This is a genomic window from Limnohabitans sp. Jir72, assembly GCF_003063575.1.
Classification (GTDB): domain Bacteria; phylum Pseudomonadota; class Gammaproteobacteria; order Burkholderiales; family Burkholderiaceae_C; genus Limnohabitans_A.
Genome location: NZ_NESC01000014.1, coordinates 65161 through 79563, shown reverse-complemented (window position 1 = coordinate 79563; position 14403 = coordinate 65161). Strand labels below are relative to the sequence as shown.

General features: G+C 60.2%; 16 protein-coding genes. 5 read left to right on the top strand and 11 right to left on the bottom strand.

Annotation, left to right across the window (positions count from 1 at the left end; genetic code table 11):
• Positions 1-100 precede the first annotated feature (100 nt).
• The 8 genes from B9Z52_RS16200 to B9Z52_RS16165 form a co-directional block, all read right to left on the bottom strand.
• The gene (locus tag B9Z52_RS16200; RefSeq protein ID WP_108411841.1) at positions 101-631 is read right to left on the bottom strand and encodes a helix-turn-helix domain-containing protein; all 531 of its coding nucleotides are present in this window, start codon (positions 629-631) and stop codon (positions 101-103) included.
• Positions 632-719: 88 nt separating this feature from the next.
• On the bottom strand, positions 720-1733 hold the full coding sequence (locus B9Z52_RS16195; RefSeq protein ID WP_108414881.1) for an inorganic phosphate transporter: 1014 nt from the start codon (positions 1731-1733) through the stop codon (positions 720-722).
• 21 nt (positions 1734-1754) lie between these two features.
• Entirely contained in the window at positions 1755-2402 is a 648-nt protein-coding gene (locus B9Z52_RS16190; protein ID WP_108414880.1) for a DUF47 domain-containing protein, read from the bottom strand.
• 129 nt (positions 2403-2531) lie between these two features.
• Positions 2532-3020, bottom strand: coding sequence for a 2-amino-4-hydroxy-6-hydroxymethyldihydropteridine diphosphokinase (gene folK, locus B9Z52_RS16185; protein ID WP_108414891.1), 489 nt, complete (start codon positions 3018-3020; stop codon positions 2532-2534).
• A 13-nt stretch (positions 3021-3033) separates the two neighbouring features.
• On the bottom strand, positions 3034-4587 hold the full coding sequence (gene pcnB / locus B9Z52_RS16180; RefSeq protein WP_108414879.1) for a polynucleotide adenylyltransferase PcnB: 1554 nt from the start codon (positions 4585-4587) through the stop codon (positions 3034-3036).
• Positions 4584-5252, bottom strand: a complete 669-nt coding sequence (locus tag B9Z52_RS16175; protein WP_108414878.1) for an HAD family phosphatase — start codon at positions 5250-5252, stop codon at positions 4584-4586. The genes pcnB and B9Z52_RS16175 overlap by 4 nt, the downstream gene beginning before the upstream one ends.
• Positions 5249-5935 carry a DnaA regulatory inactivator Hda gene (gene hda / locus B9Z52_RS16170; RefSeq protein WP_108414877.1) on the bottom strand — a complete coding sequence of 229 codons (687 nt, stop codon included), beginning with the start codon at positions 5933-5935 and terminating at the stop codon, positions 5249-5251. The genes B9Z52_RS16175 and hda overlap by 4 nt, the downstream gene beginning before the upstream one ends.
• Complete coding sequence (locus tag B9Z52_RS16165) at positions 5932-7023, bottom strand: AI-2E family transporter (protein ID WP_108414890.1); 1092 nt, start codon at positions 7021-7023, stop codon at positions 5932-5934. Before B9Z52_RS16165 ends, hda begins: the two co-directional genes overlap by 4 nt.
• A 156-nt stretch (positions 7024-7179) precedes the next feature.
• Between B9Z52_RS16165 and purM the strand changes: the two genes are divergently transcribed.
• The gene (gene purM / locus B9Z52_RS16160; protein WP_108414876.1) at positions 7180-8232 is read left to right on the top strand and encodes a phosphoribosylformylglycinamidine cyclo-ligase; all 1053 of its coding nucleotides are present in this window, start codon (positions 7180-7182) and stop codon (positions 8230-8232) included.
• Here purM and B9Z52_RS16155 read toward each other — a convergent pair whose 3' ends face one another.
• Together B9Z52_RS16155 and murJ are read right to left on the bottom strand one after the other, a co-directional pair.
• Positions 8233-9102, bottom strand: a complete 870-nt coding sequence (locus B9Z52_RS16155; RefSeq protein WP_108414875.1) for a SirB1 family protein — start codon at positions 9100-9102, stop codon at positions 8233-8235. It abuts the gene before it with no gap.
• A gap of 19 nt (positions 9103-9121) precedes the next feature.
• Positions 9122-10687 (bottom strand): murein biosynthesis integral membrane protein MurJ, encoded by a 1566-nt coding sequence (gene murJ / locus B9Z52_RS16150; RefSeq protein ID WP_108414874.1) that lies wholly within the window; start codon positions 10685-10687, stop codon positions 9122-9124.
• A 129-nt stretch (positions 10688-10816) separates the two neighbouring features.
• On the opposite strand from murJ, the gene rpsT reads away from it, so the two are divergent.
• Positions 10817-11119: a 30S ribosomal protein S20 gene (gene rpsT / locus B9Z52_RS16145; RefSeq protein WP_108414889.1), complete on the top strand. Its 303-nt coding sequence runs from the start codon at positions 10817-10819 to the stop codon at positions 11117-11119.
• Positions 11120-11369: 250 nt separating this feature from the next.
• On the opposite strand, the gene B9Z52_RS16140 is transcribed toward rpsT, so the two are convergent.
• A complete protein-coding gene (locus B9Z52_RS16140; RefSeq protein ID WP_108414873.1) occupies positions 11370-11690 on the bottom strand; it encodes a DUF3579 domain-containing protein in 321 nt (106 codons plus the stop codon).
• Positions 11691-11877: 187 nt separating this feature from the next.
• Between B9Z52_RS16140 and B9Z52_RS16135 the strand changes: the two genes are divergently transcribed.
• The 3 genes from B9Z52_RS16135 to B9Z52_RS16125 are packed head-to-tail and all read left to right on the top strand — an operon-like array spanning position 11878 to position 14374.
• Positions 11878-13080, top strand: coding sequence for an aspartate aminotransferase family protein (locus B9Z52_RS16135; protein WP_108414872.1), 1203 nt, complete (start codon positions 11878-11880; stop codon positions 13078-13080).
• Positions 13077-14012: an ornithine carbamoyltransferase gene (gene argF / locus B9Z52_RS16130; RefSeq protein WP_108414871.1), complete on the top strand. Its 936-nt coding sequence runs from the start codon at positions 13077-13079 to the stop codon at positions 14010-14012. Before B9Z52_RS16135 ends, argF begins: the two co-directional genes overlap by 4 nt.
• A 47-nt stretch (positions 14013-14059) precedes the next feature.
• Entirely contained in the window at positions 14060-14374 is a 315-nt protein-coding gene (locus tag B9Z52_RS16125) for a YkgJ family cysteine cluster protein (RefSeq protein ID WP_108414870.1), read from the top strand.
• The last annotated feature ends 29 nt before the right edge of the window (positions 14375-14403 follow it).

Here is a 14403-nt window from a genome sequence, read left to right as displayed (position 1 = left end):
TCATCCCTTTGCAGCGCCTTGACTTGGTAGTAAAACGTGCTGCGAGGCAGCTCGGCCACCTGGAGCAAAGTGGCCAAGGGGTGATGCTGCCTTAGTTCGATCAGGGCTTTCGCTTTGTCTGCGCAGCCTGCTGCTTGGCTCGAACTAAGGCATCCAACTTTTTTAGATAAGCCACCTCCGCTCGCAAGTACTCATTTTCGCGTTGCAGCTCTTGCAACGTTTTGTCCTGCACGGGCTGCTCGCTAGAGGGCGTAGTGGGTTCGGGAGGTTTCATCGGTTTTGGGCGCCCTCGGGGCTTGGGAGCTAATGCTGTGATACCGCCCTCATGGTACTTGCGCTCCCAATCCGAGACAACTCCAGTGCCCCCGCGCAGATCAAACAAGTGAATGGTCTGGTTAAACGAAAGCTCTTCGCGCCACATGTGCTCTAGGACACGCAGCTTAAATTCAGCGCTGTAATGACTGGACTTCTTGGTTAGCCCACTATCGCCGTTTTGAAGAAAGGCGCCCACCCAATGCCGTATCTGTCCATCATTGACTCCGTACTTGGCAGAAAGCTTTGTGTAGCCACCCCCACCGGCTAAGTAATCTTGAACAACAGATTTTTTAAATTTCTCGTCGTACTTCGTCATGAAAAACACCCCAAAGGTTGGATTGGTGTCCAACTTTTGGGGTGCAGTTCACAAAGTCCGGCTTTTTCAATCCTGCGTTCAGGCAAGCTCAGGCAAAGACCTGAAAACTGACCCAATACGAAATGGCCGCCACAAAAGCGCTGGCAGGAATGGTCAGCACCCATGCCCACACGATGTTGCCTGCGACACCCCAGCGCACAGCACTGGCACGCTGCGTAGAGCCCACACCGACGATGGCACCGGTGATGGTGTGCGTGGTTGACACCGGAATACCCAAGGCCGTGGCCAGGAACAAGGTCATGGCACCGCCGGTCTCGGCGCAAAAACCTCCGACGGGCTTGAGCTTGGTGATTTTCTGGCCCATGGTTTTGACAATGCGCCAGCCACCAAACATGGTGCCAAGGCCAATGGCCATGTAGCAACAAATGACCGTCCATGCTGGAGGTGCCTTGTCGGCCGCTGATGCATAGCCTGTTGCGATCAACATCATCCAGATGATGCCAATCGTTTTTTGGGCATCGTTGCCGCCGTGGCCCAAGCTGTAGGCACCGGCAGACACCAGTTGCAAGCGGCGGAACCATTTGTCCACTTTGGAGGGGCGTGCCCGGCGGAAGATGTTGGCCACCAGGACCATCATCAAAGAGCCCAGCAAAAAGCCCAGCAAGGGTGACACGAAAATGAATGCGACGGTCTTGAGGATGCCCGCAGACACCAGAGAACTCGCACCGGACTTGGCGATCACTGCCCCCACGATGCCACCGATCAGGGCGTGCGAAGAGCTGCTGGGGATCCCGTAATACCAAGTGATCACGTTCCAGGTGATAGCACCCACCAAAGCGCCAAACACCACATGGGTGTCCACCACGCCGGGCTGAACAATCCCCTTGCCCACCGTGGCGGCCACGCTCAGGTGGAAGATGAAGATGGCCACAAAGTTGAAGAAGGCGGCAAACACCACCGCTTGGGTGGGCTTGAGCACGCCCGTAGAGACCACGGTCGCAATCGAGTTGGCCGCATCATGAAACCCGTTCATGAAGTCGAAAATGAGCGCCAGGGCGACCAGCAAGATCACCACCCACAAGGCGGCTTGTACGGTTTCCATACGTGAGCTTCCCGCGTCAGATCAGGAGTTCTCGAGGACGATGCCCTCGATCTGGTTGGCCACGTCTTCGCACTTGTCGGTGATGGTTTCCAGCAGTTCGTAAATGGCCTTGAGCTTGATGATTTCGCGCACATCGGCCTCTTCACGGAAGAGCTTGCTCATGGCGCTGCGCATCACGCGGTCGGCATCCGACTCCAGGCGATCGATTTCTTCGCAGGTCTTGAGCGCGGACTCGGCCACCGCAGGCTCGCCAATGCGGGCCAGCAACTTGACGGCGTCTTGCACACGTTCGCAGCAGCGCACCGACAAATCGGTCAGGCGGGTGATCTCGTCGGTCATGTGGCGCACGTCGTACAGCGCCATGGTTTCTGCGGAGTCTTGAATCAGGTCGGCCACATCGTCCATCAGGTTGATCAGGGCGTGGATCTGTTCACGGTCGATCGGCGTGATGAAGGTGGTGTGGATCAGGCGGTTGACCTCTTGGGTCACGCGGTCTGCGGCGTGCTCTGCGTTGTCCACATCACGGTTGTATTTCTCGCGCAGGTGAACGTCGTTGTAATTGGCGACCAAGTTCGAAAAAGCCCGGGCCGCTTCGACCGTGCGTTCCGCGTGTTGGTTGAAGAGTTCGAAGAAATTGCCTTCTTTGGGCAGCAACTTGCCAAACAGCATGGGAGACTCCTGAGTGCGTAATGAAGCGAATGTGACATTCACATGACACCGCGGAGTTTAACCGTTTGTCACCCTTCGAAGGCTAGGCGCGCTCACCCCTTGCGGGAAATGGCAAGCCGGCGAAATAAATCATGAAATGGGCCCCATGATGGCTTCAATGCTTTGTCCAGCCACGCGGGTCCAATCAGCGGGCGTCACCAGCTCAGGGGCCAGATCGGCCAAGGGGTAGACCACAAACGCCCTGCCCCACATGCGCGGATGCGGCACCGTCAGGCGCGGGCTGAAGATGCGGGCCTGTCCGTACAACAACACATCCAGGTCCAGCGTGCGCGGCGCGTTCAAGTAGGGGCGCTCACGCCCGGCCTGGTTTTCCAGCGCCTGCAAAGCGTCCAGCAGTTCGGGGGCACTCAAGCGGGTTTGCAGTTGCGCCACTGCGTTGATGAAATCGGGGCCCTCAGCCTCAAAAGGTGCGGTGCGGTAAAGGCGCGAGCGGCCCGTGCAACGCGTGCCCGGCAATCGGTCCAGGGCAGCCAGACTGTCCAGCACCGTCCTCTGCGCATCGCCGAGATTGGCGCCCAGAGCCACATAGGCGGTCACGGGCTCGCGGTCGGCCAGCATGGGCGTGCCCGGTTTATTCAGCGCTGGCAGCGCCCTGCTCACCACCTGCACCCGGTTTGCGGCGACGGCGGCGGCGCTTTGGGGCTGCGGCATCCCCTTCTGACTGGGCCGCAGTGGCATCTGCCGCCGGAGCGGCTTTCAAAGCCTGGGGGGCTGGATCCTCGCCTTGCGGCTTGGGCGCACGGCGCACACGGGGCTTGGCTTGCTGCTCGGCCTTGGCTGCTTGCACCAGGTCTTCACGTTCGGCGTCGCTGGCCATGCTGAATTCCTGCCACCAATCGGCCAGGGTTTCGTCCACTTCCTGCACATCGGCGCGCAGGCGCAAAAAGTCAAAACCAGCGCGAAAACGTGGCTGCTCCGCCAGACTGAACGGCGTGGCCCCCACACGCTTTTCAAAGCGCGGCTGCATCATCCAGATCTCGCGCATGTCAGCGGCCAGCTTGCCGCGACCGGACACATCGCCAATGCGGGCATCAAACACCTCATCGATCGCGTCTTGCAGCGCCGGATACGGGTGCTCTTTGCGGGCTAGGCGCGCGGCCCAGCCGTCGCGCACATCGGCCCACAACACACAAGCCAGCAAGAAGCTGGGCGCTACCGGCTTGCCCTCGCCAACGCGGCGGTCTGTGTCGGCCAAGGCCCCTTTAACGAAGGGGCTGTCGGCACGCTCCACCACCACATCCAGCAGTGGGTAGATACCCTTGGCCAGCCCCAGGTGCTTGAGCTGCGCGATGGAGGCCAGCGCGTGACCGGTCTGCAGCAGCTTGAGCATTTCATCAAACAAGCGGCTTTGCGGCACATCGGCCAACAAGGTGGCAGCTTGCACCAAGGGTTTGGCGGTTTTGGATTCGAGCTTGAAGCCCAGCGGGCTGAGCTTGGCGGCAAAACGCACAGCGCGGATGATGCGCACCGGGTCTTCACGGTAACGCGTGGCCGGATCACCGATCATGCGCAGGGTGTGTTTTTTCGCGTCCTGAATACCGCCGTGGTAATCCACCACGATCTGGGTTTCCGGGTCGTAATACATCGCGTTCACGGTGAAGTCCCGGCGGGTGGCGTCCTCGTCTTGCGGACCCCAGACGTTGTCGCGCAGCACACGGCCGCTCGAATCAACCGCGTGCTGGATGCCTTCGAGCTGGCGTTTGCTGGTGCGTTCGTTGCCTTTGACTTGCTCGGCCGCCGCGTTGTCCAGGTGAGCACGGAATGTGGAGACCTCGATCACTTCGTTGTCGCGGCCTCGGCCATACACCACGTGCACGATGCGAAAGCGCCGACCGATGATGAAAGCCCGCCGAAACAGGCCTTTGACCTGCTCGGGCGTGGCGTCGGTGGCCACGTCAAAGTCTTTGGGGCGCAGGCCCAGCAGCAAGTCGCGCACCGCGCCACCCACGATGTAGGCTTCAAACCCAGCTTGCTGCAAGGTGCGCGTCACGTTGATGGCCCGTTCGTCCACCAAATTGGGGTCGATGCCGTGCACCGATGCAGGCACCTCAGTGCGTCGACCGAAATGGGGTTTGGCGCTTTGGGGCGATTTGCCCATCAGCTTGTCGATGAATTTTTTGATCATTCTTGAAACAGTTCGAGGATGCGCCAGCCACGCTCTGTGGCCAGTTGACGCAACCGAGCGTCAGGGTTCGTTGCCACCGGATGGTGGGCTTTTTCCAACAGCGGCAGGTCATTCATGGAGTCCGAGTAAAAGCTCATTTCCACATCGCCCCAATCCAGCCCTTGCCGGGCCAGCCATTGGGCGACGCGGGTGACTTTGCCTTCCCGGAAAGAAGGGGTGCCTTTGATTTCGCCCGTGATCCAACCTGTGTCGTCGCGCTCCAGCTCGACCGCGATCAGCTCGCTCACCCCAAAAGCCTGCGCGATCGGACGGGTCACGAACTCGTTGGTGGCCGTCACGATCATGACCGTGTCGCCTGCCTGCTGGTGCGATCGTACCAGTGCCAGCGCCTCGGGCGTGATGCGGGGGCGAATCACTTCGTCCATGTAGCGATCGTGTGCACGGGCAGCTTCGACCGCACCGCGCTCACGCGCCGCCTGGGTGGCAAAGCGCACGTAGTCATGAATGTTCAATGTGCCCGCCTGGTAGTGGGCATAGAAGTCGTCGTTGCGTTGGTTGAACACTGCCGGGTCGTTCCAGCCCAACTCGGTGGTGAACGCCCCCCAGGTGTGGTCCGAATCGATCGGCAAAAGCGTGTGGTCCAGATCGAACAGCGCGAGTTTCATTCGTTCTCCAGCATCGCGCGCACCAAGGGAATGGTCAGCGCACGTTGCGTTTGCAAAGCATATTGGTCCAAGTGGTCGAGCAGCTGCATCAAGCTGCCCAGATCACGCGAAAAGCGGTTGAGCATGTAAGACATGACCTCGTCGCTCAAAAACAGGCCCCGGGCATCGGCCGCCTGGCGCAGCACGGCTCGGCGCTCGGGCTCGTCCAAGACCTGCAAGGCGTACACATGGCCCCAACCCAAGCGGGTGCGCAAATCGTCGCGCAACTTGAGGTCAGCCGGGGGCATGGTGCCTGCAGCCAGCACCCAGCGCGGTGTGCCCACGCGGGGTGTGAGCGCGTTGACAAACCAATTGAATGCGGTGTGTTGCTGCTCGGCGTTGTACAGGTGCACATCGTCCATCAGCACCGCCACCCAATCATCGTTGAACTCGGGCGGGTTCATGGTGTGGGCATCCAGCCAGCCCACTAGGGCACCCTGCTCCTTGAAAGCATGGTGCACCGCTTGCAGCAAATGGGTCTTGCCTGATCCGCCCTCACCCCACAGGTAAGTGGGCACGGGCGAACGGGTGCCGCCCGTTGTCCACAGGCGCAAATGGCTCACAGCCGCTTCGTTGGGGCCTGCAAAGAAATTCTCCAGCGTTGGCACAGACGCCAAGCCAATGTCCAAAGCCAGCTGCTTCATGCCGAATCGGACCCCGATTGGTCACCGTCTGTCGGGCGTTGTTGGTACAAGCCACTGCTGAGGTAACGCTGGCGCAAACGGCGCAAAGCCACCAACAACACAGCGCTAGCGGGCAAGGCGATCAACACACCTACAAAGCCCATCAGTTGGGCAAAAGCCATCAAGGACAAGATGACTGCCAAAGGATGCAAGCCAATGCGCTCACCCACCAAACGTGGCGTGAGCACAAAACTTTCGATCAGCTGCCCCAGCCCGAAGACCACCGCCACCATAAGCAGGGCTTGACCGGGCACCAATTGCAACAAACCCGCCAGCAAAGCCAGCAGCAGCCCCAGACCAAAACCCAGATACGGCACGAACACCGCCAGCCCCGTGAAGATGCCAATCGGCAGCCCCAGCTCCAGGCCAAACAGCCACAAACCCAGCGCGTAATACACCGCCAAGCACAGCATGACCAGCAACTGACCGCGCAGGTATTCGCCCAATACGGTGTCGCATTCGCCCATGAATCCGTCGAACACGCTGCGCCATGCAGGCGGCACCAGATCGGCTGTGGCCTGCATCAGCCGTGACCAGTCCTTGAGCAAATAAAACAAAGCCACAGGCACCAGAACGACAAAGCCAACCAGTGCCAGCGCGGCGCTGCCACCGAGCTTGAGCGAGGACATCAGGGGTGCCCACCAGTCTTCGCGGTTGGCACTCAAATACGCGACCAACTGGCTTTTCAACTCGGTCAGGTCCAGCGACACCGAAATGCCCATTTGCGCGAGCCAAGGTTTCAGCGATGCATCGAGTTTGTCAAACAGCAGCGGGATTTGCTGCTGCAACAAAGGCCACTCGCGCACCAGGATAGGCACCAGCAGCAGCACGATGCCCAGCAAAGCCAGCAGCGCAACGCCTTCGACCAGCACGACGGCCAAGAGGTGGGGCAATCGCCCACCCGACACGCGCACCAGCTGCAGCACCAAGGGGTTCAGCACATATGCCAGCACTGCGGCCACCATAAAAGGTGCCAGCACAGGGGCCAAAAGCCAGAAAATCAGCACCGCCAACAGGGCCACGCCACTCCATGCGGCCAAGCGGGACATCAAAAATGGAACAGGTTGCTGCAAGTGAGACTCGTCTTTTGTGAAAGGGGATCGGGAACCGTCAGGGTGAACCCTTAAAATAAGCTTTGATTTTAGTCTGCCAACCCGTTTATTGGCCCCCGTACCCCATTTACTTGCCCACCGAGGGCCGAAACCATGAGCCACACCCCACTTTCATACAAAGACGCAGGCGTTGACATCGTTGCAGGCGACGCACTGGTCGAGCGCATCAAGCCCTTGGCCAAGAAAACCATGCGCGAAGGCGTGCTGGCCGGCATCGGCGGTTTTGGCGCGCTGTTTGAAGTGCCCAAGCGCTACAAAGAGCCTGTACTGGTGAGTGGCACAGACGGCGTGGGCACCAAGCTCAAGCTGGCGTTCGAGTGGAACATGCACGACACCGTGGGCATCGACCTGGTGGCCATGAGCGTGAACGATGTGCTGGTGCAAGGTGCCGAGCCCCTGTTTTTCCTCGATTACTTTGCCTGCGGCAAACTGGACGTGGACACCGCAGCGGCTGTGGTCGGCGGCATTGCCAAGGGCTGCGAATTGTCGGGCTGCGCTTTGATCGGCGGCGAAACCGCCGAGATGCCGGGCATGTACCCCGCTGGCGAATACGACTTGGCCGGTTTTGCCGTCGGTGCCGTCGAAAAATCCAAAATCCTCACCGGTCAAAACGTCAAGGCCGGCGATGTGGTGCTGGGCTTGGCTTCGAGCGGCGTGCACTCCAATGGCTTCAGCCTGGTGCGCAAGTGCATTGAGCGCGCAGGTGTCAATGCCCCGGCCACGCTGGACGGCAAGCCTTTCAAGCTAGCCCTGATGGAGCCTACTCGCCTGTACGTGCTGAACGTGTTGGCGGCCTTGGCCAAACACCCGAACACGGAAGACACCTCTGGCATCAAGGCCCTGGCCCACATCACCGGTGGTGGCCTGCTCGAGAACATCCCCCGCGTACTGCCCGAAGGCCTGGCCGCGCACCTGCAAAAAGGCAGCTGGCCCCAGACCGAGCTGTTTGCCTGGCTGCAAAAAACCGCAGGCATCGACGACATCGAGATGAACCGAACCTTCAACAACGGCATTGGCATGGTGGTGGTGGTGGGCGCTGCCGAAGCCGAAAAATGCGCGACCACCTTGCGTGCCGCTGGTGAGCAGGTTTACACCATCGGTGTGATTGCCACCCAAGGCAGCGGGGAACAGGTCATCGTGGCCTGATCAGGCGGGCGCATCGCCTGACAGTTCGCTCAAACGGCCTTTCAGCGCCGCTTGATCGGGTGCCGATGGCTCAGCACCCAAATACACCTGCAAGTCGTGCAAGGCTTCCTGCATGTGGCCCAGCTCGGCATGTACCAAGCCGCGGTCGCGCCGCTCGGTCCACACTTCAGGGAGCAGCACCACCAAGCGTTCCAACACCGCCAGCATGCGGGGCCAGTCTCCTTGCGCGCGGAACACTTCTTTGAGGTTGCGCAGCATGCGGGCCAACAAGTCGCGCGGCGGGCACGCCTGCAAATACAGACCCAAAGGCGTTTCACCGCTGTCCAGGTCGGCACCGGCAGCCCAGTCGACATCGTTCCGGTAGGGACCCAAACGTTCAGCCAAGTTGTCCAAGCCGAGCGACTCGCCGGTCAGCGGGTCCAGCACCACCAGACCACCCTCGAGTGCGACTTTGACCAGAAAGTGTCCCGGAAACGAAATGCCTTGTGCGTGCAAACCCAAGCCTTGCGCCAGCTCCAGCCAAATCACTGCCAATGAAATGGGCAAGCCACGGCGAGTGCGTAGCACCTCTTGCAAGTAGCTGTTTTCCGGCGCATAAAAATCATTGGCATTGACGCCAAAACCCATGTCTTTGTAAAACACTTGGGCCAAGATGGCCAGGCGGGTCAGCTCATCGGCATCCTCGGGCAAACGGGCTTTGACTTTTTTCAGCAAGCGCTCTACGTCGTCCAGCACGTGCTGCACATCCAGATCGGGCTCTTCGTCCTGCGCCAAACTGGCTGCCGCTTCCAGCAATGGAAAGTGCTCATCGCTTTGCACCAAGCTGGCAAAATAATCCAGCGGCGAGACGGGTTCAAATTTCAAATCCATGGCTCAGACCTGCGCTTTTTCAACGCTTGAGGAAGGCCTTCAGGCGCACGCCTGTGACCAACAAGGTGCCAAAGTACAACAAGGCCGATGTGAGCAAGACCGCCGCCATCCACCCAATGCGCAGCCAAGGGGTCTGGCGCAAACTGACCCATTGCAATTGGTGCGCGGCCACCCACAACAAGGCGGCCAGCAAGCCCGTGGCCACCAGCACCTGCATGGCAAAGCGCACCCAGCCCGGCTGGGGCTTGTAACTGCCTCGGCGCAGCAAGCCGATCAACAACCACATCGCATTGACCAAGGCACCCAGGCCAATGGACAGGGCCAGCCCGGCATGCTGCAACCAAGGCACAAACAGCAGGTTGAACAATTGGGTGATCACCAGCACCACCACCGCGATCTTGACCGGCGTGCGGATGTCCTGGCTGGCGTAATAACCCGGGGCCAGAACCTTGATGGCCACCAAACCCATGAGGCCAATACCGTAGCCGGTGAGCGACAAGGTGGTTTGCTGCACATCGTGGTCGGTGAAGGCCCCGTAGTGGTAGAGCACAGCCACCAAAGGCTCCGAAAACACAAGCAATGCAGCCGCACATGGCAAGGCCAGCAGCAAAACCAAGCGCAAGCCCCAGTCCAGCATGGCGGCATAACGGTCTGCATCGCCCGTGGCTTTGGCCGCCGCCAGCTGCGGCATCAATACCGCACCCAGCGCCACGCCCAACATGGCGGTGGGGAATTCCATCAGGCGGTCGGCATAGGTCAGCCAACTCACGCTGCCGGGTGCCAGATGCGAGGCAATCTGGGTGTTGATGAGCAAGGAAATCTGGGCCACGCCCACGCCCAGCAAAGCCGGGGCCATCAGGCGCAAGATGTTGCGGGTAGCCGGCTTGGCCCAGGCCTGCCGAATGGCCAATGGACTCAAGCCGATGCGGGGCAACAAGCCCATGCGCTTGAGCGCAGGCACCTGAACCAACAGTTGCAACACGCCGCCCAGCATGACGCCTGCGGGCAAGGCATAAACGGCTTCAATGCCGCGCGCAGCCAGCCAGGGCGACAAGCCCAGGGCCGCCGCGATCACACTCACATTGAGCAGCACCGGCGTGGCCGCAGGCACGGCAAAGCGCCTCCAAGTGTTCAAAATGCCCGCGGACAAAGCCACCATCGACATGAAGGCGATGTAGGGGAACATCCAGCGGGTCATCTGCACCGCCGACTGGTAGCCCTTGGGGTCTTGCTGCAAGCCACTGGCCAAAGCCCAGACCAGCCAAGGCGCGGCCAACACCCCGATGACCGACAACGCCAGCACGGACCAAGCCAAGGCTGTGGCCACGCTGTCGATCACGTCTTGGGTGGCTTCGTCACCATGCTGGGCCCGGTTGGCCGCCAGCACCGGGACAAAGGCTTGGCTGAAAGCGCCCTCGGCAAACAGGCGGCGAAACAGGTTGGGAATTCGAAAGGCCACATTGAAGGCGTCGGTCAGGGCGCTGGCCCCGAAGGCCGAGGCGATCAGGAGCTCGCGCACCAGCCCCGTCACTCGGGAGGCCAGCGTGAAAATGGAAACGACAGAGGCAGAACGTAGGAGGCTCACAGCCTGTGAGTGTAGCGGTCCGTCTGCGGAGTTTCTGCGGCGTCTAAGGTAGAGGTCAAACGGCTTTTTTTGATCCGCTATAATGATGGGTTCGCCGACATCATCCTCAGACCCCCAAAGGAAATCATCATGGCATCAGCTAAGCCAAAGAAAAAAAACCCCCGTCTTGCCTCCGGCCGTAAACGCGTCCGCCAAGACATCAAGATCAACGCTGCGAACTCTTCGCTGCGCTCCAAATACCGTACCGCTGTCAAGAACGTTGAAAAAGCTGTTCTGACTGGCGACAAGACCAAAGCCACCGAACTGTTTGCCAAGATGCAAGCGGTTGTGGACACGATCGCCGACAAGGGCATCTTCCACAAGAACAAGGCTTCTCGCGATAAGAGCCGCCTGAGCGCCAAAGTCAAGGCCTTGGCCCTGGCTGCAGCCTGATCCGCTTTTAAAGATCAACAGCCCGGCCAGAATCTTCTGGCCGCCGTTTGAAACGGGTGCGCTGTCAGCGAAATAAAACCGCCTTCGGGCGGTTTTTTTATGGGCTCTTCAATCACCGCAGGAGGGGCGTGTTGGCGGGCTCCTCATGATTCGCAAGCTCATAAAATCGTCGCCCGCCAACACGCCCCTCCTGCTCAACGGTACGCAAACAAAAAAACCGCCCGAAGGCGGTTTCGTTTCTTGGGTGGGGTTATTTTGCCGGTAGCGGATCGGGCAACAAGCAAGCTTCTGCCACTTGCAGACCATTGTCACGCGCAAAGTTCATCACGAAGTCCCAAGCCATGACGTCGTAGTCACGCAGGTCGCGGTGCACCACCACGCATTTGACACCGCCCAAGGTGGTGGGGATACACCAAGGGGAATAGCTGAGGTGGCTGCCCGGGGTCGCGCCGCCGGGGCGAAATGGGCTCATCACACCCGCCAAACGTTCGGCCCAATCGCTGGGGCGGAATGTTCTGCCATCCTGGGTGATGCCCTGGATGAAAACTTCTTTGGCGTTGTTGGAAACCATCGGATAGAGGTGTGAAGGAAGACTTTCCAGAGACCGGGATCACCAAGCTCTGGTTTACCCGAGTATTGTATCTTATATAAGACTTCAATCCCGTGACAGGCGTCTTCAGGCCGTCATCAAACTGCCTCTAAAATCTCGTTTCAGCGGCCCTCTTCGTTGGGCCGATTTTTATTTTTGGAGTTCACGCATGTCCGCTTTCATTGAAGCCGCCTCACCGCACACCATGAACACCTATGGCCGACTGCCGATCGCACTCAGCCATGGCCAGGGTTGCCGAGTCTGGGACGTCAATGGCAAGGCGTACCTCGACGCATTGGCCGGTATTGCCGTGAACACCCTGGGCCACAACCACCCGGAATTCGCCCCCGCACTGCAAGACCAGATCAGCAAGATCATCCACACCTGCAACTATTTCCATGTGCCCAACGCCGAAGTGTTGGCGGCCAAGCTGGTCGAGTTGTCGGGCATGACCAATGTGTTCTTTTGCAACTCGGGTCTGGAAGCCAACGAAGCGGCCATCAAACTCGCTCGCAAATTTGGCCATGACAAGGGCATCACGAACCCCAAAATCGTCGTGTACGAAAAAGCCTTCCACGGCCGCAGCATCGCCACACTCAGCGCCACGGCCAATGTGAAACTGCAGCAAGGCTTTGGCCCCATGCTCGAAGGTTTTGTGCGGGTGCCCCTCAACGACATCGAGGCGCTGAAAAAAGCCACCGTCAACGACCCCGATGTCGTGGCCGTGTTCTTTGAAACCATCCAGGGCGAAGGCGGCATCAACCCCATGCGTGCCGACTACCTGCGCGACGTGCGCGCCCTGTGTGACCAACAAGACTGGCTCTTGATGATCGACGAAGTGCAGTGTGGCATTGGCCGCACCGGCAAATGGTTTGCCCACCAGTGGGCGGGCATCGTGCCCGACGTCATGCCGCTGGCCAAGGGCCTGGGCTCGGGCGTGCCGATTGGCGCTGTCGTGGCGGGCCCCAAGGCCGCCCACATCTTCCAGCCCGGCAACCACGGCACCACTTTTGGTGGCAACCCGCTGGCCATGCGTGCGGGCGTGGAAACCATCCGCATCATGGAAAAAGACGATCTGTTGGGCAACGCCGCACGCCTGGGTGCCCACTTCCACGACAAACTGAGCGCTGCCTTGGGCGGCCAAAAGGGCGTCAAGGAAATCCGTGGCCAGGGTCTGATGATCGGCATCGAATTCGACCGCCCCTGCGGTGTGCTGCTCAAGCAAGCGGCCGACGCGGGTCTGATCATCAACGTGACCGCCGACACCGTGGTGCGCCTCTTGCCCCCCCTGATCATGACCACCGCCGAAGCGGACGAGGTACTGGGCATCCTCTTGCCTCTGATCAAGGCCTTCCTGGCAGAACAAGCATGAGCACAACCCCGCAAAACGCCATCCGGCACTACCTGCAGTTCACAGACCTGAGCGCCGACGAGTACGCGCACCTGTTTGCCCGGGCTGCAGAAATCAAGCGCAAGTTCAAGGCCTACGAAAAATACCACCCGCTGGCCGACCGCACGCTGGCCATGATTTTTGAAAAAGCCAGCACCCGCACACGCGTCAGCTTTGAAGCGGGCATGTACCAGCTGGGCGGCTCGGTGGTGCACCTGACCACGGGCGACAGCCAACTGGGCCGCTCCGAGCCCATCGAAGACAGCGCCCGCGTCATCAGCCGCATGACCGACATCGTCATGATCCGCACCTATGGCCAAGACAAGATCGAGCGCTTTGCCTCGCACTCGCGTGTGCCCGTCATCAACGGCCTGACCAACGAGTTCCACCCCTGCCAAATTCTGGCCGACATCTTCACCTACATCGAGCACCGTGGTGCCATCACGGGCAAGGTGGTCGCTTGGGTCGGTGACGGCAACAACATGGCCAACACCTGGCTGCAAGCGGCCGAACTGCTGGGCTTCACCGTGCATGTCAGCACCCCCAGCGGCTACGAAGTGAATGAGGCCGTAGCGGCCCTCAAAGGCAAGGCCAACTTCAAGCTCTTCAGCGACCCGCTCGAAGCCTGCCGAGGTGCAGACCTGGTCACCACCGACGTGTGGACCAGCATGGGGTTTGAGGCCGAAAACGAAGCGCGCAAAAAAGCCTTTGCCAACTGGTGCGTGGACGAGACGATGATGCAAGCGGCCAAACCGGACGCCCTGTTCATGCACTGCCTGCCCGCCCACCGAGGCGAAGAAGTCAGCGCCGAAGTCATCGACGGCCCCCAATCGGTGGTGTGGGACGAAGCGGAGAACCGCATGCATGTGCAAAAAGCGCTCATGGAGTTTTTGCTGCTGGGCCGCGTGGCCTGATCTGTCACCCCGGCCTTGATCCGGGGTCCATCTCAAATTCACCGCCCATGTCTTCCTGCACCACCTGCGGCGCTTGCTGCGTGAGCTTCCGGGTGGACTTTTCCGTGTACGAATACGAAGAAGGCGGTGGCGATGTGCCTGCGGGCCTGGCCTCGCCCATCACCGAGCACACCTGCCGCATGCGCGGCACCGACCACAGCCCACCGCGCTGCGCAGCGCTGTATGGCAAGACCGGCGAAAAGGCCATTTGCGGCATTTACGAATGGCGTCCGTCGCCCTGCCGAGAATTTGAAGAAGGCAGCGACGCCTGCCACCGTGCACGCCAACGCCAGGGCTTGCCGCCATTGAGCACCCCTTTGTGAACCGATGCACACGGCCGTGACATCTGGCC

Excerpts from the sequence above, each read along its gene's own strand:
- B9Z52_RS16200 (WP_108411841.1), bottom strand. The coding sequence starts at position 631 with ATGACGAAGTACGACGAGAAATTTAAAAAATCTGTTGTTCAAGATTAC.
- B9Z52_RS16195 (WP_108414881.1), bottom strand. The coding sequence starts at position 1,733 with ATGGAAACCGTACAAGCCGCCTTGTGGGTGGTGATCTTGCTGGTCGCC.
- B9Z52_RS16190 (WP_108414880.1), bottom strand. The coding sequence starts at position 2,402 with ATGCTGTTTGGCAAGTTGCTGCCCAAAGAAGGCAATTTCTTCGAACTC.
- folK (WP_108414891.1), bottom strand. The coding sequence starts at position 3,020 with ATGCTGGCCGACCGCGAGCCCGTGACCGCCTATGTGGCTCTGGGCGCC.
- pcnB (WP_108414879.1), bottom strand. The coding sequence starts at position 4,587 with ATGATCAAAAAATTCATCGACAAGCTGATGGGCAAATCGCCCCAAAGC.
- B9Z52_RS16175 (WP_108414878.1), bottom strand. The coding sequence starts at position 5,252 with ATGAAACTCGCGCTGTTCGATCTGGACCACACGCTTTTGCCGATCGAT.
- hda (WP_108414877.1), bottom strand. The coding sequence starts at position 5,935 with ATGAAGCAGCTGGCTTTGGACATTGGCTTGGCGTCTGTGCCAACGCTG.
- B9Z52_RS16165 (WP_108414890.1), bottom strand. The coding sequence starts at position 7,023 with ATGTCCCGCTTGGCCGCATGGAGTGGCGTGGCCCTGTTGGCGGTGCTG.
- purM (WP_108414876.1), top strand. The coding sequence starts at position 7,180 with ATGAGCCACACCCCACTTTCATACAAAGACGCAGGCGTTGACATCGTT.
- B9Z52_RS16155 (WP_108414875.1), bottom strand. The coding sequence starts at position 9,102 with ATGGATTTGAAATTTGAACCCGTCTCGCCGCTGGATTATTTTGCCAGC.
- rpsT (WP_108414889.1), top strand. The coding sequence starts at position 10,817 with ATGGCATCAGCTAAGCCAAAGAAAAAAAACCCCCGTCTTGCCTCCGGC.
- B9Z52_RS16140 (WP_108414873.1), bottom strand. The coding sequence starts at position 11,690 with ATGGTTTCCAACAACGCCAAAGAAGTTTTCATCCAGGGCATCACCCAG.
- B9Z52_RS16135 (WP_108414872.1), top strand. The coding sequence starts at position 11,878 with ATGTCCGCTTTCATTGAAGCCGCCTCACCGCACACCATGAACACCTAT.
- argF (WP_108414871.1), top strand. The coding sequence starts at position 13,077 with ATGAGCACAACCCCGCAAAACGCCATCCGGCACTACCTGCAGTTCACA.
- B9Z52_RS16125 (WP_108414870.1), top strand. The coding sequence starts at position 14,060 with ATGTCTTCCTGCACCACCTGCGGCGCTTGCTGCGTGAGCTTCCGGGTG.